The following is an 18,809-nucleotide window of genomic DNA, read 5'->3' on the forward strand; positions in this document are numbered from 1 at the left end:
TAGGCTGATCGCATGCCGGCACCTGAATTTGTCCTGAAGCTCCGCGAAAAAATCGGCCACGACCCGCTGTGGGTTCCTGCTGTGCGGGGTGTGGTGTTCAACGACGACGGCCACATCCTGCTGGGCCAGAGGTCCGACAATGGCAGGTGGACCCTGATTACGGGGATGCTGGAGCCCGGTGAGCATCCCGCGCCGGGACTGCTGCGGGAGATCTTCGAAGAGACCGCCGTCGTGGCCGAAACGGAGCGGATGGTGTCGGTCGGCGTAGTAGGGCCGGTGACGTTCCCCAACGGCGACGTCTGCGATTTCCTGGACATTGTGTTCCGCTGCCGCCACGTCTCCGGTGAGGCGCGGGTGAACGACGACGAGTCCGTGGCCGTGGGCTGGTTTGCGTTGGACGGGTTGCCGGATCTGCAGCCCGGAGACCGGGAATGCATCCGCCGCGCACTGCTGCCGGGGGACTCAGTCCACTACGAGTCCTGAGTTCCCCGGCCGCTCTTTTAGACGCTGGCGGCTTGCCGCTCCGCTTCGAGAAGCTCGGCCTCCTCACCGCCCACCGCCTCGCCGCGGGCCACCATGCCGGCAGTGTCCGAGAGCGGGATCTGCTTCAGCGTGATGGCCAGGAGCAGTGCAACGGCGATAAACGGGACGAGGTACCAGAACACCGGCGCCAGGGAATCGGCGTAGGCGTTGACGATAGCGTCGCGGAGCTGCCCGGGAAGCTGGCCCAGGGTCTGCGGATCCAGCGTCCTGGTTGACTGGGATGCCTGGCTGGCCGACGCTCCGGCGCCGGTGAAGGCGTTCGTCAGGGACTCCGCCAGCCGGTTGGTGAAGATCGAGCCGAACACGGCCACGCCCAGGGCAGCCCCCACTTCGCGGAAGTAGTTGTTGGTGCTGGTAGCCGTGCCGATCTGGTCCGCCGGAACGGAGTTCTGCACCACGAGGACGATAACCTGCATGATCAGGCCCAGGCCGGCCCCGAACAGGAACAGCTGGACGCAGATGATCCAGATGGGCGTCTCGGCAGACAGCGTGGTGAACCACAGCATGGCGGCGATGGTCAGGCTGGCGCCGAGAATCGGGAACATCTTGTACTTGCCGGTCTTGGAAATGCGGATACCGGAGTAAATGGACGTTCCCATCAGTCCGGCCATCATCGGGAGCATGAGGAGCCCCGACTCGGCGGCGGAGGTGCCTGAGGACATCTGCAGGAACGTGGGCACGAAGGCAATGGCGGCGAACATGCCCAGGCCCAGGGTGAAGCCGATGGCGGTGGAGTTCACGAAGATCCGGTTCCGGAACAGGCTCAGCGGGATGATCGGGTCTTCCGCGCGGCGTTCGACGGCGACGAAGGCCGCTGCGGCGAGGACCAGGCCGGCGCCGAAGGCCCAGGTCAGGGGTGAATCCCAGCCCTCGTCCTTCTTGCCCCCGAAGTCCGTGAAGAAGATCAGGCAGGTGGTGGCGACGGAGAGCAACAGGACACCCAGGAAGTCGATCCGCTTTTCGGCCTTCTTGTTGGGAAGCGTCAGGGTAAACCAGGCGATGGTGAAGGCGGCGATGCCGATGGGAATGTTGATGTAGAAGGCCCACTCCCAGGTGAGGTGGTCAACGAAGAAGCCGCCCAGCAGCGGTCCGGCAACGGCCGAGAGGCCAAAGATGGCGCCGAGGGGACCCATGTACTTGCCGCGCTCCTTGGCGGGGACGATGTCCGCGATGATGGCCTGCGAGAGGATCATCAGGCCGCCGCCGCCCAGGCCCTGGATGGCGCGGAAGATGACGAAGCCCCAGAAGTCCGTGGCGAAGGCGCAGCCCACCGAGGCCAGCGTGAACAGTGCGATGGCTACGAGGAAGAGGTTCCTGCGGCCGAGGATGTCGCCGAACTTGCCGTAGACCGGCATGACGATGGTGGTGGCGAGGAGGTATGCGGTGGTGATCCAGGCCTGGTGCTCGACGCCGCCGAGCTTGCCGACGATGGTGGGCATGGCCGTCGAGACGATGGTCTGGTCGAGGCTGGAGAGCAGCATGCCGGCGATGAGTGCGGAGAAGATGATCCAGATGCGTTTCTGGGTCAGCAGCAGCGGTCCGGCTGCGGGTTTGGAACTGACGGCGGCGCTCATGGCTGTCCTTCTGCGGAGGGGGATTCGGGGTTGCCGGTCGGGCGGGAATACGGTTGGGAGAGCAGCAACCTGGCGGCCTCGAAGTTTTCGAGCAGCAGGTCGCGGTACGTGCGGGTGTTGCCTTCGGAGAAGTAGGCGAGGCTGGTGTGCCGGGCAATGTTGCCCATGACCACCACTGCCATGCGCACCACGGGGTGGCTGGCCGGAACGCCTTCGCGCTCGGCGAGGAGCCGGGCAAAGTGGGCTTCCCGCTCCTCCGTGGCGCCGATGATCTTGAGCATCAGCTGAGGTTCCTTCTTGATGACGCCGATCAGTTCGCGGGTCTCCTCCTCGGAGCTGCTCATCCGCTCGGACAGGCTGAGCGAGAGCTGCAGGAGATCCTGAAGCAGGCTGGGCGAGAGCTCGCCCTTCGGGGAGCCGCGCCCGCCGCGGAGGAACTCGTCGAAAACGTCCTCGGGCAGCTCGTCGTCCACGTGCCCCAGGATGGCGTCTTCCTTGGTGGGGAAGTAGTTGAAGAAGGTCCGCCGGGAGATGCCCGCCTGTTCGCAGACGTCCTCCACGGTGTAGCCGCTGAGGCCGCGCTCGGACGTCAGGGAACGGGCGACGGCGGTAATTGCCGCCCGCGTCGCGGCCCGCTTGCGCTCGCGGAGACCGCCGCCAACAATTGCACTTTCGTTCACAAAGTAAAGTTTTGCACTAAACCAAATTTAGTGCAACTTTGCACCGACGATCGGCGGGAGCGGGAGCAGGTCTGCTGCGGGGACCGGTGGAGGGCTGCCGAGTTTTTGTCCAGATACCGCGACTTAGAGGCCCTCGAAGTCGCGGTATCTGGACAAAACTCCAAGGTGGGCCAGGGGGAAGTTAAAGCCGAACGACGACGGCCGCCCGCCTTCGCTGGGAAGGTGGGCGGCCGCCGTCGTACTTTTGGAAAGCGGTGGGGACCTATGCCTTGTGGGCGGGAGCCGTCATGGTGGTGACGTCCAGTGCCTTGTCCAGGTCAGCCTCGGACACCTTGCCCTCGCCTTCACCGACGAAGCCGAGCTTCTCGGTGGCCTGGCGGACGGTCAGGCCCTCCTTGACGGCGGTCTTGGCGATCTTGGCGGCGTTTTCGTAGCCGATGTACTTGTTCAGCGGGGTAACGATCGACGGCGAAGCCTCGGCGAGGAAGCGGGCACGCTCGACGTTGGCGGTGATGCCGTCGATCATCTTGTCCGCCATGACGCGGCTGGTGTTGGCCAGCAGGCGGACGGACTCGAGCAGGTTCGCGGCCATGACCGGGATGCCGACGTTCAGTTCGAAGGCGCCGTTGGTGCCGGACCAGGCGATGGCGGTGTCGTTGCCGATGACCTGCGCGCAGACCATGATGGAGGCTTCGCAGATGACCGGGTTGACCTTGCCCGGCATGATGGACGAGCCCGGCTGCAGGTCCGGGATGGCGATTTCGCCGAGGCCGGTGTTGGGGCCGGAGCCCATCCAGCGCAGGTCATTGTTGATCTTCATGAAGGAGATGGCAATGTTGCGCAGCTGGCTGGAGGCTTCGATGAGGCCGTCGCGGTTGGCCTGGGCCTCGAAGTGGTCGCGGGCCTCGGTCAGCGGCAGGCCGGTGTCCGTGGCGAGCAGCTCGATGACGCGCTCCGGGAAGCCGGCCGGGGTGTTGATGCCCGTGCCCACGGCGGTGCCGCCGAGGGGAACTTCGGCCACGCGGGGGAGTGCGGCGTTGATGCGCTCGATGCCGTAGCGGACCTGCGCGGCGTAGCCGCCGAATTCCTGGCCCAGGGTGACGGGGGTGGCGTCCATGAGGTGGGTGCGGCCGGACTTGACGACGTCCTTGAACTCAACGGCCTTGCGCTCCAGAGATTCGGCGAGGTAGCCGAGGGCCGGGATGAGGTCGTTGATCAGGGCCGAAGTGGCTGCAACGTGGACGGAGGTGGGGAACACGTCATTCGAGGACTGTGAGGCGTTGACGTGGTCGTTGGGGTGGACCACCTTGTCGCTGCCGGCAGCCTTCAGGGCGCGCGTAGCCAGTTCGGCGAGGACCTCGTTGGTGTTCATGTTCGAGGACGTGCCGGAACCGGTCTGGAAAACGTCGATGGGGAAGTCGCCGTCGTACTTGCCCGTAGCCACCTCGTCGGCAGCTTCCGCGATCGCCTTGGCCAGCTCGCCGTCGAGCACACCCAGTTCAGCGTTGGCCTGGGCAGCGGCCTTCTTGACCCGGGCCAGCGCCTCAATGTGGGCGCGTTCCAGGGTTTTTCCGGAGATCGGGAAGTTCTCGACTGCACGTTGCGTCTGCGCGCGGTACAGGGCGTTCACGGGGACGCGGACTTCGCCCATCGTGTCATGTTCAATGCGGAACTCTTCAGTGGAAGTCATGGGGCTAGCTTAGGACGCCCGGGCGCCGCACCGAAAACCGTGAACGGCTTGCTACAGGCGGCCCGCCCGGGCGTTTTCAAGAGGCTTCTAGAGGTCGCCGATTCCGGAAACAAGCTCCGCATGGCCGTCCGCGAGGCTGTAGGAGAGCCCGATAACCGCGGCCCGGCCCGTCTCGATTGCGTCCGAAATCACACGTGAGCTGTCCACGAGGCGGTGCGAGGTCTGCTTGACGTGCTCCACCACCATGTCGTTGACCTCCGTCTGCTCGTTGCGCAGGGAGGTCAGGACCGACGGCGTGATGCGCTCGACGAGGTCCCGGATGAAGCCCGCCGGCATCTGTCCGGTTTCGACGGCGGATTTCGTAGCCGTGACCGCTCCGCAGCTGTCATGGCCGAGCACCACGATCAGCGGCACGCCCAGCACGCCGATGCTGTACTCGAGCGAGCCGAGGACGGCGTCGTCAATGACCTGGCCCGCGGTCCGGACGACGAAGACGTCGCCGAGTCCGACGTCGAAAATGATCTCGGCGGCGAGCCGCGAGTCCGAGCAGCCGAAGATCACCGCGAAGGGATGCTGGGTTTCCACCAGGGATGAGCGCCGGGAGGCGTCCTGGTTCGGGTGCGAGGATTCACTGTTAACGAAGCGTTCGTTGCCTTCGCGCAGACGGCGCCAGGCCAGGGCAGGGGTCAGGTAAGTGGTCACGGCCCCACCTTACGGTGCGGGGCTCGCCGAGGGGGAAACGGTGACAGCGGGGTTACTTTCCAGGGACTTGACGACGGCGGCAGCCAGGACCGCGAACTCCTCCAGTTGGGCGTCGCCGGCCAGGACGACAGTGGTGCCGCGGTAGGCGAGCACCATGCTCTTTTCGCCCTTGCCCGTGTCATGGAGTTCCCACTCCTTGCCGCCGGCGTTGCGGGTGCCGGTGACGGGGGCGTTCTTGGTCTGCTGCACGAGCCAGGTGGGGTTGGCCTTGCTGGTCTGGGTCAGGCCGATGAATTTTTCCTTCGGGGTGACGTAGCCCACCTCCCAGGCCGCGACGCCGGTGCCGCTGGCCGCCGCCCAGCGGGCGTAATTCGGGTGGAATGTGTCGCCCGCCGCGGGGGCCACCGGTGTGAATCCCGCCACACCCGCGGCGTTTGAGGCTACGGCGCTGACATCGATATTGGGCCGGAAACCCTCCGACTTCGGAGACGGATTCATCAGGACGATGGGCAGGAACGCAGCCACGCTCACCAGCAGGGCGATGATCATTCCGATCACCGAGGCGTTGGCCCGTTTCGCGGCCGCCGCGGGAATTACGGGCCTGACGGGCTGGCCGGCGGGCGAGGGGGAGGGGGCGGGAGCCTGCACGCGGCTCGGGGGGGTGGACTGGTCCTGCATATCACTCACCCTTCTATAGTCGCCCATGCGGGGTCCGAACTCCCATTCGATGCCGACGGCGGTGAAACCCGCACTCCGTTACGAGGCGTGGTCATCCCACGCCCGGGTCGCGCGGTGGCGACTATGATCAGTTACAGAGGAATCACCGCGATGGTCCACCCAGGCCTGGCGGGTCCAATGATCGCCACTCGAAGAAGAGGTTCACGTGTCACCAGCGTCCATGACCCAGAAGTATTCAACGCTCTCCCCGTCGCTCGCGGTCGGGATCGACGAGCCGGACCGCAACCTCGCCCTTGAGCTTGTCCGCGTCACCGAGGCCGCGGCTATCGCCGGCGGCCACTGGGTTGGCTTCGGCGACAAGAACAAGGCCGACGGTGCAGCCGTCGACGCCATGCGCTCCTTCCTCCAGACTGTCCACTTCAACGGCGTTGTGGTCATCGGTGAAGGCGAAAAGGACGAAGCTCCCATGCTGTTCAACGGCGAACAGGTTGGTGACGGCACCGGTCCTGAGTGCGACGTCGCCGTCGACCCCATCGACGGTACCCGCCTGACCGCACTGGGCATCAACAACGCCCTGGCCGTCCTGGCCGTCGCCGAGCGCGGCTCCATGTTTGACCCCTCCGCCGTGTTCTACATGGAGAAGCTGGTCACCGGACCCGAAGCCGCCGACATGGTCGACCTGCGTTTACCCGTCAAGCAGAACCTGCACCTGATCGCCAAGGCCAAGGGCGTGAAGGTCAACCAGCTCAACGTCATGATCCTGGACCGTGACCGCCACCGCCCGCTGGTCGAGGAGATCCGCGATGCCGGCGCGCGCACCAAGTTCATCATGGACGGCGACGTTGCAGGCGCCATCGCGGCAGCCCGCTCCGGCACCGGCGTGGACGCCCTCATGGGTATCGGCGGAACCCCGGAAGGCATCGTGGCGGCCTGCGCCATCAAGTCCCTGGGCGGCGTGATCCAGGGCCGGCTGTGGCCCACGAGCGACGACGAGAAGCAGAAGGCGATCGACGCCGGTCACGACCTCGAGCGGGTCCTGTCCACCAACGATCTCGTCACCAGCGACAACTGCTACTTCGCCGCCACCGGCATCACCGACGGCGACCTCCTCAAGGGCGTGCGCTACTCCAAGGACAAGGTCCTGACGCAGTCGATCGTCATGCGCTCCAAGTCCGGCACCATCCGCTTCGTGGACGGCGAGCACCAGGCCAGCAAGTGGGAAGGCTACGCCCGCAAGAACTAGCCCCCCGGCTTCCAGCGCGAACTGGCAGCTAATGACCCCAAATCTCGATTTTGCGGGCGTTAGCTGCCAGTTCGCGCTTAAGAGGATAGGTGGAGCTGTGGATAACTGCTTCGGGGTGTCGGGTAGGGACCACAATAAAGCATGTCCCGGATCCCGATGCCTCCACAGTTACCGCATGGATCATTTCTTGTCGACGACGCAGACCGCCTGGGCCTGAGCGTTAGGCAGCTCAGCCGGGACGGGATTTTCACGCCGTCCCGGGGCATCAGGCTTCCGCTGCACAGCACCGGCAGCGTGGCGGACAACGTGCGCGCTTACTCGCGGCTTGATCCGACTTGCGTGCTCACGCATTCGACCAGCGCCAGGATCTGCTGCATTTGCCTCCCGGGCTGGCTGGACCAGGACTGGCGCATCCACATTGCCCGTCCTGCGGACGGCTGCAAGCCCCGCCGGCGCAATGTTGTAGGCCACCAGTTGACGTTTAAACCCGGTGAAGTGGTGATGTTCGACGGCGTTCGACTCACTTCTCCGGCACGAACATGGCTCGACCTTGCCTCTCTTTTGAGCGTCGATGAGCTCGTGGCCGCCGGTGACTCGATCGTCGTCGAACACGGGGAGGGCTTCCCCGTACCGCGGCAACCGCTGGCAGCCATTGGCGACCTGAAGGGCATCGTTGGCCGGCATCCGGGCATGCGCGGGATCCGGAAGGCGAGGCTCGCCCTGGACATGATCCGCGTGGGTGCGGATTCGGCGCCGGAAACAATGATGCGGTTGGCGCTGGTGCGGGCCGGGCTCCGTGAGCCCACCCTCAACGTTGTCCTGCGCAACGGGATGGGGCAGCCGGTGGTCTGGCCGGACGCAGCCTACCCCGAGCTGAGGATCGCCTTGCAGTACGACGGCGCGCACCACGGCGGCCCCGAGCAGTATCGCCGGGACATCAAACGCCAGGGCCTCACTGAAAGTCTTGGCTGGCGGGAGCTTAGGGTGCAGAGCAGCGACCTCGAGGGGGACCGCCCGTTCATCGTGGAAAAGGTCAGGGCCGTTCTGCGGAGCCCTTACGCGGCGGCCGTCGACGAACGAACCGGCAGCTAATGACCGCAAACTGCGCGTTTGGGGTCATTACCTGCCAGTTCGCGCTCAGCGGGTGGGGCGCTTGATAAGGGTTTTGATGCCGTCGCGGAGTTTGCGCGCCACCTGGTAAGCCGCGTAGCGCGGCCGGTTGACGGGCAGGTCCCAGGTGCCGGGGTAGGCGATCTCGCGCCCGCCGAACGACTTCTTGAACGCAGTGAACCCTGCCCACTTGTGGTCGGACTCCCCGGCCGGGGCCACGCCCCACAGGTCCACGTGCTTCAGGCCCTTCTCCTGTGCATCGGCCATGAGCGTCACCAGGAGGGGGATGCCCGCGCTGAGCTTGCGGTGGGTGTCATCCATGGCCGCGTGGGCGTACGTCCGCGTGTCCGCCGAATCGTAGGCCAGCGCTGCCGCCACCGGGCCCCCGTGCAGGTCGGCGATGAACAGCGTCGCCGCGCCCGCGGGCATGAGGGACTCGGCCACCTGCGTCAGGTACTCGTCGCTTTGCGGTTTGAAGCCGTTCCGCCGCGCCGTCATGTGGAGGAAGTTCAGGAGCACGCGGATGTCGTCGGGGTCCTGCGTGGAGCGGAACGTCACGCCCTTCTTGTGGATGTTCCGGTACAGGTTGCGGTTGACCGGCTTCATCTCCGCCAGGACCTCCTTGAAGTCCCGGTCCAGGTCCACGATCCAGCTGAGTTCGGGCTGCTGGTTGACCGGGGCAGGCTGCAGGCCACGGCTCCGCAGCGCGTCCGGCGCCGAATCACGATCCAGGCCGGCAGTGACCGGCTCGATCCGGATGAAAACGGCGCCGCAGGACGTCGCCAACTCCCGGAGCGCCGCCAGCGCGGCGTCGAACGCCTCGACTGACTCGGCCACCGGGCCGTAGGGCGCATACAGGACCTTGCCTGCGGGATTCTTTTCCTCGATGGCCAGGAAGCTCCAGCCGGGACCGGATTGCCGGTGCACGCGGCGTCCCAGCGACTTCTGGAAATCCTCCCAGGCCTTCGTTTGCAGGAAGTACTCCACGGCGTTCAGGCCTTCATCGAGGTGGTCACGGCGAAGGCCACGGCGTTCTCCAGGGCCCCGGACACGGGATGGACGTTGACGGGCGCGTCGGCGGCCGGCAGGAAGGCACTCGCGCCGCGGCCCAGCTGCAGGTCGCCCTTCGGCGAGTCAAGGATCACAGACCCGGCCACGACGATAACCACCGCGGCGCCGGACTGTGCCAGCGGAACGGGCTCGCCGTCCGGCAGCAGTTCGACCCGCTGGAGCTGGAACTCGCGGAACGGCGGGCAGTACAGTTCCTGTCCGAGCTCGGAGGTCTCCGGCCGCAGCATGGGGACGCCCACCGACTCGAAGGCAATGGTGTTCAGCAGTTCGGGAATGTCGATGAACTTGGGGGTCAGTCCGCCGCGGAGCACGTTGTCCGAGGACGCCATCACCTCGACGCCGAGGCCGTGCAGGTAGGCGTGCACGTTTCCGGCGGGCAGATACACCGCTTGGCCCGGCTCCAGCGACAGCCGGTTCAGCAGCAGGGAGATCAGGACGCCGGGGTCGTTGGGGTACTCGCCGTGAAGGGTCAGCACCGTGGAAAGCTCCTGCTGGTAGGGCGCCATGGGCGCGCCCGAGGACAGCACGTCAACCACCCGGGACGTGGCTTCCTGGACTGCCTCGCCCCCGGCGATCAGCCGTTCGAACGCCGACCTCAGCGCCGTGGCCTCCTCGGAATGCGAGAGGTCCTCGATGACTTCCTTCAAGAGCTGCGGCACACCGTTGCCCGGGAGCTCCAGGCAGCCTGCCAGGTGGAGGAAGATGTCGCGGGACTTCTCCGGTGCACGGAAACCGCACAGCGCATCGAACGGGGTCAGCGCGAAGATCATCTCCGGCTTGTGGTTGTCGTCCCGGTAATTGCGGTGCGCGGCGCCGGCCGGCACGCCGTCGGCGTTCTCGCGGGCGAAGCCGGCTTTAGCCTGGTCAAGGCTCGGGTGCACCTGAAGCGACAGCGGCTTGGCCGCGGCGAGGATCTTGGCCAGGAACGGCAGGCGCGGTCCGAATTCGGCCACCGACTCAGATCCCAGAAAATGTTCCGGGTCCTCGCCGATGAGCGCGTCCAGCGGTGCCGTCGTGCCGTCCGGCCGGCTGGCCACCGACGGCGAGTCAGGGTGCGCGCCGATCCACAGCTCAGCTTCCGGTCCGCCCGACGCCGCCCGGCCGAGCAGGCCGGCGATCGCCGTCGTCGATCCCCAGGCATATGGCCGGAGGACGTTGTCGATTTCGTACAAGGCCAGGTGTCCTTCTCTCTTGCAGCAGGTGGGGCTAAAGGCTTAAAGGGCGGCGCACTGGCCGTTGGTGGCCACGAGGTCGCGGATGGCCTGCTCGTTGCCCTCGCGCTTGAACTGGTTCAGCATCTCCTCCGTGATCGGTTCCCCCTCAGGGGTGGTGGTCACCGGGGTGAAGTCCGACGACGACGATGGTGACGGTGAGGGGGTGGTGGCCGGAAGGCCCGCCAGGGGACTTGCTGCGGGACCCGCCGCGGAGAGCCCGCTGCCCGGCACGGAACTGGGCTGCAGCACAGCGTCCTGGAGCCCGGAGTCCGCCGCGGCGGCCGGCGACGATTCGGAGCTGGCGGAAGCGAGCAGCTTCTTGACCCGGTCATGGATCTGGTCGAAGTCGGGCACCGTGGAGAAGGACGCGTCGAAGTCCGGCGGCCCGATGGTCAGTCTCTTGACTTCCGTGCCCTTGGCCTTCATGGCCAAATCCACGAAACTGCCGAGCTGGCTGGAGGAGATGTTGGAATCAACCACCTTGGTGCCGGCGTTGGCGATATCCTCGAACTTTGCCAGCAGGGTTGCGGGGTCCAGCTGTTTCAGCATGGCCTGCTGAACGCACTGCTGCCGCGCGATCCGGGCGTAATCGTCCACGAACTCGCGGGACCGGCCGTACCAGAGGGCGTGATATCCGTCCAGCTTCTGGTCGCCGGCCGGGATCCAGCCCGAAGGCATGCCGTGGATGCCGTTGGCCTCGTCAATCATGTCGCCGCTGATGGGTACCCAGCCGCCGGCTTTGATCCGGATGCCGCCCATCGCGTCGATTAGCTTCGCGAAGCCGTCCATGTCCACCAGCACGTAGGCCTGCACCGTGATGCCGAGGGTGCCGGACACCGCTTCCAGCGTTGCCTGCGCTCCGGGGTCGGCGACGCCGGGGTAGAGGTCCTTGTGCTCGTTCGTGACCTCGGTGTTGATGGCGTTGATCAGGCATTCGTCGCCGCAGTTGTAGCCCTCGGGATAGACCTGGCGCATGGGCGAACCCTCGCTGAACTGGGCGTTCTGCAGGTTTCGCGGCACCGAGATGATGGCGGTCTGGCCGGACTTGGCATCGACGCTGAGCACGGACAGGCTGTCCGGGCGGCGTCCGGTGCGGTCTGCACCCGCGTCGCCGCCCATCATCAGGAAGTTGTAGCGGCCGTCGACGGGATCAATGGCCGGTCCGGCGTTGAAGATGCTGCCGATCGCATTCCGGCTGACATTGAGCAGGTAGGCTGCGTAGCCCAGCGATCCACTGCTCGCCACCATGGCCAGAACAAGCGCAATCACGACGGCGGGCCTCATCCGGGCGGGCAGCAGCACCGGCCGAATGAGGCGCAGGGTATTCACGAAGAGCACCAGCCAGCCCACCGCCAGCGCCGCGAGGACCAGGACGATGATCAGCGAGGCCACCGGATTGGTGATGATGTTGATCAGCAGGGTCCGGTTGGTGAACAGCAGTACCAGGGCGATGACCGCGAGCAGCCAGGCGCCCAGCGTCACGCGCAGGGCGACCCGGCCGATCTTGCGGTCCCCGGCAACGATCTGCGCGCTGCCGGGCACCAGCAGCGTGAGCAGGATCAGCAGGAACGCGCGCTTGGTCCGCACAGGTTCGGCGGCACTCGACGGGTTACGGACGGGATCCGTCAGGAGGCCCTGGGACGGCAGTTCGTTATTGGACATGGCAGATCCCTACCGGCTGCTCCGGAGAGCCACATTTGCGTCGGAAAAGACTTCATTGACTTTCTGGCGGAGGTTGGCGCCTTTTCGGCTGGCCACGTCGTTGAGTTCCTGGGCGAAGTCCAGGAGCTCCGTGCGGAGTCGGGCGGAGAGGTCATCGGTGCCGGACGCCAGCATGCGGACGGCGAGCAGGCCCGCGTTCCGGGCTCCGGCAATGGAGACCGTGGCCACCGGAACCCCGGCCGGCATCTGCACGATGGAGAGCAGGGAATCCATGCCGTCCAGCGTCTTCAGCGGGACCGGAACACCGATCACGGGCAGGGGAGTGACGGAAGCGAGCATGCCCGGAAGGTGCGCGGCACCGCCGGCGCCGGCAATGATCACGCGGAGGCCGCGCTCGTGCGCCGTCTGCCCGTAGCGGATCATCTCCGTGGGCATGCGGTGGGCGGAGACAACATCAGCCTCGAACGGAATGCCGAACTCGGCCAGGGCGTCAGCCGCCGCCTCCATGACGGGCCAGTCTGAATCCGAGCCCATGACGAGGCCTACGAGGGGAGAGTGGGCGCCGGCTTCCGGTGCTGCATCGGACACGGGGCTCATGGGGTCTCCTCGGTGGTGCCTGTTGCCGCAGCCGGCAGTCTGCCGTCACGGATGATGCTTGCCACGGTGGTGGCGCGCTGCCGGAGGGAGTCGACGTCCGCGGCAGACGCACCCACCAGGTTCACGTGGCCGACTTTCCGGCCCGGCCGCACGGACTTGCCGTAGCAGTGGACCTTGGCGGCCGGTTCCGCCGCCAGTGCGGTGGGGAACGCGGAGAAGAGGTCCTGGTTGTCACCGCCCAGGAAGTTCTTCATCACGGCAACCTGGCCCAGGACGTCGGTCGCGCCGAGCGGCAGGTTCAGGACAGCACGCAGGTGCTGTTCGAACTGGCTGGTGACGGAGCCGTCCTGTGTCCAGTGTCCGGTGTTGTGGGGGCGCATCGCCAGTTCGTTGATCAGGAATCCGGCGCCGGTGCCGGGCGTCTCGAACATCTCCACGGCCATGACGCCGGTGACGCCGAGTTCATTGGCGATCCGGAGGGCAGCCTCTTCGGCGGCTGCCGCCACCTCAACGGAAATGTTCTGTGCCGGTGCGATTACTTCATCGCAGACGCCGTCCACCTGGATGGTGTGGACCACGGGCCATGCACGGGACGCCCCGTCCGGTGTGCGGGCCACGAGAGCAGAGAGCTCGCGGCTGAACTCCACCTTGGCCTCGGCGAGGAGCGGGCTCATGGCCTCGAACCAGTCAGCGGTTTCCGCGGCTTCCTCCGGGGAGCCGACGATGCGCACGCCCTTTCCGTCGTAACCGCCCCGTGGAGTCTTGAGCACCACGGGCCAGCCGATCCGGTCCCCGAAGCCGACCAGGCCGGCGACGTCGTCCACTGCGGCCCACTCGGGGTTGGGCAGTTCGAGGCGGTCGATGGCCGCCCGCATGACCAGCTTGTCCTGCGCGTTGATCAGCGCGTCCGGGCCGGGCTGGACGTTCACTCCGGCTTCGATCAGGGCATAGAGGTGATCGCCGGGGACGTGCTCGTGGTCAAAGGTCATCACGTCCAGGCCCTTGGAGAATTCCATCAGGGCCGCGAGATCCTTGTAGTCGCCCACGGGGGCATTGGGGACAGCGGAGACCGCGGATACGTCTTCGCCCTCGGCCAAGACACGGAGTTCAAAGCCCAGGGCAGTGGCGGCAGGGGCCATCATGCGCGCAAGCTGGCCGCCGCCAACCACGCCGATTACTGGAAAAGTCACATCTTCCAGCCTACAGAAAAGGAGCGCCGTTGCCGTCTTTCATGGCTGTGAAGGTCCCAAAGTCGCCTAATTTTGGTGGCACGGCTGCTGATAGGACCGTCCGGCGCGGGGCGCTTTGAGGTTACTCCCGGCAAACGGCGCTAAAATGGGAGCTTGGCCCATCGGCCCCCACTATTCAGACGGCCACGGAGGGTCATGATTAACACACTTGCAGAGCGCATCCGGGGACTCGCCTCGCTTTTCTGGCGCGAGGTGGCGAAGTTCGGTGCCGTGGGCGGTGTGGCGTTTGTCATTGACAACGGGCTGACTTACTACCTCATGCACGGGCCCATGACGGACAGTGAGGCCAAGGCCCGCTTTGTGGGTGCCACCGTGGCCACCGTGTTTTCCTGGATCGCCAACCGTCTCTGGACGTTCCGGCACCGCCGTCAGGCCAACGTCGTGCGTGAATTCCTGATGTTTATCCTCATCAACGGCATCGGCATCGGGATCTCCACCGGGTTTACGGCCCTGGCGAAGTATTCGCTGGGAGTCACGGACAAGAACATGCTCTTCGCTGCGGGCGTGGTGGGCATTCTGGTCGCCACGGTGGTCCGCTTCTTTGCCTACCGGTTCCTCGTGTTCAACCAGGAACTGGACCAGGAGCCCGAGTTCTCGCACGACCACGAGATCATCGAGGTCCGCCACCACTCCGCCCAGCCGGCTGAGCGCGTCCTGGAACCGGACGTGGACGAACCCGAGCGGCCCGTCCGGCCGAGCTAGTTCAAGCGGTTCGGCACTGTCCGAGCCTGTCCTGTCCGAGCCGGCCGAGTCCGGACCGCTCAGTCGCCGTGGATCCGCTCGGCAGCGAGAAGCTTGTCCGTCAGCTCGACGTCGCCATGGACCAGGACCACTGAGCCGTCGCTCTTCCACGCGCCCAGCGCGTTGGCCAGCGCCGCCTCGAGGCCGTCGGCGGCGCGTACCAGAAGCCGCGCGCTCGGCTCGTGTCCCTCGGCAAACTCAGCCAGCAGGGCTTCGTGCCGGACGGCTGCACCGTCCGAGTTCCGGACCGCGGGAGCTCCCGGATCGGGGTCGTTGTGGGCCATGAACACGTCACCATGGGACCGGACCTCGGCGGCGTAGTCGAGAACTCCGGCAGGCAAGTCGCCGGGCCACCGCATCGCCAGGGCCGGCAGCGGAACGGCGACGACGGCGTCGAATCCGTCCTCTGCGGCGTCCGGTTCGGACGTGGCGAGCAGGTCCGCATCACCGGGTCCGAGCACCACCTCCATGCCCAGCTGCCAGGCGGCGAGGGCCCAGATGATGGATTTCCAGTGCGCGGGAAGGTCCAGCCGCAGCCGCATTCCGGGCTCGGCGTCGAGTTCGTCCTGGAGCAGGTTGCTGGTCTTTGCGACCCAGTTGTCCAGCACGCGCCCGGAGAGTTCCACGCGCTCGGCATCGGGCCCGTACCAGGTCAGGCGCGGGGAAGTGGAGTGGCCCGAGCGCAGGGCCGCCATCAGATCAGTGGCCGGGAAGTTCATGGCTTCATCTTGCCACGCCTTCTTGCGTGATCTCCGGCACAACAGTTTGTAACATCGTTTGCCTTAAAGCTCCGGCTGACGGCAGAATTGCCGGAATTGTGCGCGCGCAACGCAAGATAGTAAGGTTGCTGTCAAATTTCGCATAGGCGTCGGGCGCGCAAGCAAAAAATTCCCGGGCGTGGCGCGCATGCTGATTGGCCCCGGCATTGATTATTATTCCGTCGCGGCTTGACTCCCCCTACTTACACGCGTGTAATTAGATATCGAAAAGCCGCGGCGGACTCTAAGGGACACCACGTAGTGTCCCTGAACGTCGGGCCCGGGGGCCGCACTACTCAGGAGGGGACGCCATGGGGCAAGCGGAGCGTAGGCATGATGATGCTCTTGTGGCCGGCCAGGCCACAGCAAAGTACAGGTCTCGGGGGGTACCCAGTGACTGGTACGTAGATCCGGCTGATCCGGACGCCGCAGAGCGGTACAACCTGGACACGTCTGCCTCGTTGCAGGACCAGGCCACAGCCTTCCTGGCCCAGCATGACGCCCTCCAGAATGAATCCCTGCTGGCCGGACAGCCGGAGCAGGAGGACGATCTCGATCCCCCCATGGAGATCCGGAACCCGGGAACCTCCACGCTGGCCCAGCCGGTGTGGATCGGCTTGCCGCTGCAGCAGGATTTCGACGACGAAGGCGAGCTCGGGTGGCAGACTGATGCACTCTGCGCCCAGACCGATCCGGAGGCTTTCTTCCCGGAAAAGGGCGGTTCCACACGGGACGCCAAGAAAGTCTGCGGAGCGTGCAGCGTGCGGTCGCAGTGCTTGGAGTACGCTCTGGCCAATGATGAACGGTTTGGGATTTGGGGTGGCCTCTCCGAGCGTGAGCGCCGACGGCTGAGGAAGCGAGCAGTCTAATTCTTCAGGAAGTACACGTCACTGCCGTTGTGGTCGCCCACAATGGCAGTGATTATCTGCCCAGGACACTTTCAGCGCTGGCCGCACAGACCCGGCCTGCGGACTCCGTGATCGGGGTGGATACCGGCTCACAGGACAATTCGGCTGCCCTCCTGCAGCGCGCAGTCGGCGATGCCAATGTCATCACTGTCAATGGCGGCAAGGCAGGGATGGGTGCTGCAGTGCGGGCCGGACTCGCCGCCTTGGCTCCATGGAGCCGGCAGGGCATGCGGGAGCGGTCCGAATGGATCTGGCTGCTGCACGACGACGCGGCACCTGCACCCGAAGCGCTGGCCGAACTGCTGCATGCAGTGGAGCGGGCCCCGTCCGTTACTGTCGCGGGCTGCAAGCAGCTGGACTGGAACGCCAGGCGGCGCCTGATCGACGTCGGGCTTTCCACCAGCCGCTGGGCGGAGCGACTCACGCTGATCGAGGCGGACGAACTCGACCAGGGCCAATACGACGGCCGTTCCGACACCTTCGCGGTCAATTCGGCCGGCATGCTGGTCAGGCGCGACATCTGGGAGCACCTCAAAGGGTTTGACCCGGCTCTCCCCGGCACGGGTGACGACGTCGACTTCTGCTGGCGGAACCGGCTGGCCGGACACCGGGTGGTGGTGGTTCCCAGCGCGAGGATGTTCCACGTGTCCCACCGGCCGCATGCCCTGGGCACGGCCTCTGCCGCGCGCCGGGCGCAGGTGCATTTGCGGCTCAAGCACGCACCGCTGTGGGCGCTGCCGCTGCACGCTGTCGGCGCCCTCTTAGGGAGCCTCCTCCGCCTGATCTTCAGCATCGCTGTGAAGGACCCCGGATACGGTTTCTCGCAGCTCCTGGCAACAGCCGCTGCCCTCGCCCGGCCTGCCGCCCTCGCCCGGGGGCGGCGCAACGCTGCCCGCACCCGCCGAGTCCGCCGCTCAGTGGTCAAAGCGCTGCAGACCGAACGGCGCGAAGTGTGGGGCCACCGGCGCTCCCTAATGGAGGCCTTCGGTGCAGACGACGCCCGGGCCTCCGAGGACCGCAATCATCCGCTGGAGGAACAGCCCAGCGGCGACTCGACGGACGACTTCGCGGCCCTGTCAACCAACGAGCGGGGCTGGGCGGGCAACGGTGCCGTCGCCGCGGTGATTCTCGCCACCGTGGCGTCCTTCGCCGGCCTTGCCGCGCTTTTCCAGGCCGACGCTGCCGCCGGAGGCGCCCTCCTGCCCGTCTCAGCCCGGCTTGAGGACATCTGGCACCACGCCTCCACCTGGTGGATCGGACTGGGCGCCGGACTTCCGGGGCACGGCGACCCCTTCGGCTATGTCCTCTGGATCCTCGGCCTGCTGGGCGGAGGCAACGCGAATGGCGCCGTTATCTGGCTGCTGCTGCTGGCCATGCCGCTCTCCGGCCTGGCTGCATGGTTCGCTTCCGGCGCCCTGACTTCCTACCGTCGCTTCCGGCTGGCAGCTGCGCTGGTCTGGGCAGCAGCGCCTGCCCTGCAGGTCGCTGTCAACCAGGGGCGCGTCGGAGCCCTGCTGGCACACGTCATGATGCCGCTGCTGGTCCTGGCGCTGCTGCGGGCCACCGGTTCGGCTCTCGGACGCGGCCGGTTCGCCCCCATTCCTGCCGGCAGCCTCGCGGACCAGCCGCCGGTCAAGCCCGGAGTCAATGGCGCGCCGTCGTGGACGGCAGCCGCAGCTGCCGGGCTGGCGCTGGCGGTTATCACCTCCGCAGCCCCGTCGCTCCTGCTGCCGGCCGCCGTCGTGATCATTGTCCTGAGCCTGCTGCTGGGCAAGCGCGGACGCACGCTCTGGTGGGCACTGCTGCCGAGCGCAGCGCTGTATGTGCCGTATGCGCTGTCCACCCTCGACCGGCCCCGGGCCCTCCTGGCGGACCCCGGACTGCCGCTGCCCTTCGAGGCCGCTGCGGTATGGCAGCAGATCCTGGGCCAGCCGCTCGGCTTTGACCCGGCCGGCGGTCTTTCCGGGCTGGCGCTTTTTTCCGGCGGCTCCGTCCCCTGGGCTCTGCTGCTGGCCCTCCTGATCGGAGCCCCGCTCCTGGCGCTGGCTGTTGCCGCGCTCTTTGTTCCGCTCCGGATCCACCAGGACCGCCGCGGCCGTGTGGCCAGGGCTCTCTGGGTGGCGGCGCTGGCGGTGCTGGCCGGCGGATGGCTGGCAGGCCATGTCGCCACGGGCGCCGGCCCGCAGGCCCTCGTGGCGCCTTTCCCCGGTCCGGCAGTCTCCGCGGCCGTGTTCGGGCTGCTTGGAGCGGCCATCATCGGCGGCGACGGCCTCCTGGCGCTTGCCGGTTCCGGATCAGGCGACGCGTCCCGCGGCGGCGGGGGAGCGCGGTCCGCCGCCGTGGCCCGCGGCGCCGCGGCGCTGGCGCTGGTGCTCCTGCTCGCCGGAC

17 protein-coding genes are annotated in these 18,809 nt (G+C 66.6%); 6 read left to right on the forward strand and 11 right to left on the reverse strand.

Features of this window, described 5'->3' with window-relative positions:
- The first annotated feature begins 12 nt into the window (after positions 1 to 12).
- Complete coding sequence (locus tag G9E11_RS13825) at positions 13 to 483, forward strand: NUDIX hydrolase (RefSeq protein WP_190606616.1); 471 nt, start codon at positions 13 to 15, stop codon at positions 481 to 483.
- A gap of 17 nt (positions 484 to 500) precedes the next feature.
- Here G9E11_RS13825 and G9E11_RS13830 read toward each other — a convergent pair whose 3' ends face one another.
- The 5 genes from G9E11_RS13830 to G9E11_RS13850 all read right to left on the reverse strand — a co-directional run bounded on the left by G9E11_RS13830 (position 501) and on the right by G9E11_RS13850 (position 5,867).
- Complete coding sequence (locus tag G9E11_RS13830; RefSeq protein ID WP_190606618.1) at positions 501 to 2,117, reverse strand: MDR family MFS transporter; 1,617 nt, start codon at positions 2,115 to 2,117, stop codon at positions 501 to 503.
- Positions 2,114 to 2,797 (reverse strand): TetR/AcrR family transcriptional regulator, encoded by a 684-nt coding sequence (locus tag G9E11_RS13835; RefSeq protein WP_190606621.1) that lies wholly within the window; start codon positions 2,795 to 2,797, stop codon positions 2,114 to 2,116. The genes G9E11_RS13830 and G9E11_RS13835 overlap by 4 nt, the downstream gene beginning before the upstream one ends.
- Positions 2,798 to 3,059: 262 nt before the next feature.
- The gene (locus tag G9E11_RS13840) at positions 3,060 to 4,487 is read right to left on the reverse strand and encodes a class II fumarate hydratase (protein WP_111904113.1); all 1,428 of its coding nucleotides are present in this window, start codon (positions 4,485 to 4,487) and stop codon (positions 3,060 to 3,062) included.
- A gap of 87 nt (positions 4,488 to 4,574) precedes the next feature.
- Positions 4,575 to 5,189, reverse strand: coding sequence for a carbonic anhydrase (locus G9E11_RS13845; protein WP_190606623.1), 615 nt, complete (start codon positions 5,187 to 5,189; stop codon positions 4,575 to 4,577).
- Positions 5,190 to 5,198: 9 nt separating this feature from the next.
- Entirely contained in the window at positions 5,199 to 5,867 is a 669-nt protein-coding gene (locus tag G9E11_RS13850) for a DUF4245 domain-containing protein (protein WP_246468965.1), read from the reverse strand.
- 220 nt (positions 5,868 to 6,087) lie between these two features.
- Here G9E11_RS13850 and glpX point away from each other — a divergent pair, with 220 nt between their 5' ends.
- Together glpX and G9E11_RS13860 are read left to right on the forward strand one after the other, a co-directional pair.
- Positions 6,088 to 7,110, forward strand: coding sequence for a class II fructose-bisphosphatase (gene glpX / locus G9E11_RS13855; RefSeq protein WP_190243102.1), 1,023 nt, complete (start codon positions 6,088 to 6,090; stop codon positions 7,108 to 7,110).
- Positions 7,111 to 7,266: 156 nt separating this feature from the next.
- Positions 7,267 to 8,202 (forward strand): endonuclease domain-containing protein, encoded by a 936-nt coding sequence (locus G9E11_RS13860; RefSeq protein WP_246468937.1) that lies wholly within the window; start codon positions 7,267 to 7,269, stop codon positions 8,200 to 8,202.
- Between the two features lie 45 nt (positions 8,203 to 8,247).
- Here the strand turns inward: G9E11_RS13860 and G9E11_RS13865 are convergent, their stop codons facing one another.
- Genes G9E11_RS13865 through G9E11_RS13885 form a run of 5 tightly spaced genes read right to left on the reverse strand, consistent with a single transcriptional unit; the run spans position 8,248 to position 13,954 of the window.
- Positions 8,248 to 9,207, reverse strand: a complete 960-nt coding sequence (locus tag G9E11_RS13865) for a lipid II:glycine glycyltransferase FemX (protein WP_190606629.1) — start codon at positions 9,205 to 9,207, stop codon at positions 8,248 to 8,250.
- Positions 9,208 to 9,212: 5 nt separating this feature from the next.
- Positions 9,213 to 10,463 carry a mannose-6-phosphate isomerase, class I gene (gene manA, locus G9E11_RS13870; RefSeq protein WP_190606631.1) on the reverse strand — a complete coding sequence of 417 codons (1,251 nt, stop codon included), beginning with the start codon at positions 10,461 to 10,463 and terminating at the stop codon, positions 9,213 to 9,215.
- Between the two features lie 42 nt (positions 10,464 to 10,505).
- The gene (locus G9E11_RS13875; RefSeq protein ID WP_190606633.1) at positions 10,506 to 12,167 is read right to left on the reverse strand and encodes an LCP family protein; all 1,662 of its coding nucleotides are present in this window, start codon (positions 12,165 to 12,167) and stop codon (positions 10,506 to 10,508) included.
- A 9-nt stretch (positions 12,168 to 12,176) separates the two neighbouring features.
- Positions 12,177 to 12,764 carry a 5-(carboxyamino)imidazole ribonucleotide mutase gene (gene purE / locus G9E11_RS13880; RefSeq protein ID WP_190606635.1) on the reverse strand — a complete coding sequence of 196 codons (588 nt, stop codon included), beginning with the start codon at positions 12,762 to 12,764 and terminating at the stop codon, positions 12,177 to 12,179.
- Positions 12,761 to 13,954, reverse strand: a complete 1,194-nt coding sequence (locus G9E11_RS13885) for a 5-(carboxyamino)imidazole ribonucleotide synthase (protein ID WP_190606637.1) — start codon at positions 13,952 to 13,954, stop codon at positions 12,761 to 12,763. Before G9E11_RS13885 ends, purE begins: the two co-directional genes overlap by 4 nt.
- A gap of 195 nt (positions 13,955 to 14,149) precedes the next feature.
- Between G9E11_RS13885 and G9E11_RS13890 the strand changes: the two genes are divergently transcribed.
- Positions 14,150 to 14,716 carry a GtrA family protein gene (locus tag G9E11_RS13890; RefSeq protein ID WP_190606639.1) on the forward strand — a complete coding sequence of 189 codons (567 nt, stop codon included), beginning with the start codon at positions 14,150 to 14,152 and terminating at the stop codon, positions 14,714 to 14,716.
- A 59-nt stretch (positions 14,717 to 14,775) separates the two neighbouring features.
- Here G9E11_RS13890 and G9E11_RS13895 read toward each other — a convergent pair whose 3' ends face one another.
- Complete coding sequence (locus G9E11_RS13895; protein ID WP_190606641.1) at positions 14,776 to 15,474, reverse strand: TIGR03089 family protein; 699 nt, start codon at positions 15,472 to 15,474, stop codon at positions 14,776 to 14,778.
- Between the two features lie 350 nt (positions 15,475 to 15,824).
- On the opposite strand from G9E11_RS13895, the gene G9E11_RS13900 reads away from it, so the two are divergent.
- Positions 15,825 to 16,382, forward strand: coding sequence for a WhiB family transcriptional regulator (locus tag G9E11_RS13900; RefSeq protein WP_190606643.1), 558 nt, complete (start codon positions 15,825 to 15,827; stop codon positions 16,380 to 16,382).
- A gap of 29 nt (positions 16,383 to 16,411) precedes the next feature.
- Positions 16,412 to 18,809 (forward strand): glycosyltransferase (locus G9E11_RS13905; RefSeq protein WP_190607091.1); only part of this gene is annotated, 2,398 nt, incomplete at its 3' end.

This window comes from Arthrobacter ipis, assembly GCF_014694315.1.
GTDB classification, from domain to species: Bacteria; Actinomycetota; Actinomycetes; order Actinomycetales; family Micrococcaceae; genus Arthrobacter; species Arthrobacter ipis.

Excerpts from the sequence above, each read along its gene's own strand:
- G9E11_RS13825 (WP_190606616.1), top strand. The coding sequence starts at position 13 with ATGCCGGCACCTGAATTTGTCCTGAAGCTCCGCGAAAAAATCGGCCAC.
- G9E11_RS13830 (WP_190606618.1), bottom strand. The coding sequence starts at position 2,117 with ATGAGCGCCGCCGTCAGTTCCAAACCCGCAGCCGGACCGCTGCTGCTG.
- G9E11_RS13840 (WP_111904113.1), bottom strand. The coding sequence starts at position 4,487 with ATGACTTCCACTGAAGAGTTCCGCATTGAACATGACACGATGGGCGAA.
- G9E11_RS13850 (WP_246468965.1), bottom strand. The coding sequence starts at position 5,867 with ATGCAGGACCAGTCCACCCCCCCGAGCCGCGTGCAGGCTCCCGCCCCC.
- glpX (WP_190243102.1), top strand. The coding sequence starts at position 6,088 with ATGACCCAGAAGTATTCAACGCTCTCCCCGTCGCTCGCGGTCGGGATC.
- G9E11_RS13860 (WP_246468937.1), top strand. The coding sequence starts at position 7,267 with ATGCCTCCACAGTTACCGCATGGATCATTTCTTGTCGACGACGCAGAC.
- G9E11_RS13875 (WP_190606633.1), bottom strand. The coding sequence starts at position 12,167 with ATGTCCAATAACGAACTGCCGTCCCAGGGCCTCCTGACGGATCCCGTC.
- purE (WP_190606635.1), bottom strand. The coding sequence starts at position 12,764 with ATGAGCCCCGTGTCCGATGCAGCACCGGAAGCCGGCGCCCACTCTCCC.
- G9E11_RS13890 (WP_190606639.1), top strand. The coding sequence starts at position 14,150 with ATGATTAACACACTTGCAGAGCGCATCCGGGGACTCGCCTCGCTTTTC.
- G9E11_RS13895 (WP_190606641.1), bottom strand. The coding sequence starts at position 15,474 with ATGAACTTCCCGGCCACTGATCTGATGGCGGCCCTGCGCTCGGGCCAC.
- G9E11_RS13900 (WP_190606643.1), top strand. The coding sequence starts at position 15,825 with ATGGGGCAAGCGGAGCGTAGGCATGATGATGCTCTTGTGGCCGGCCAG.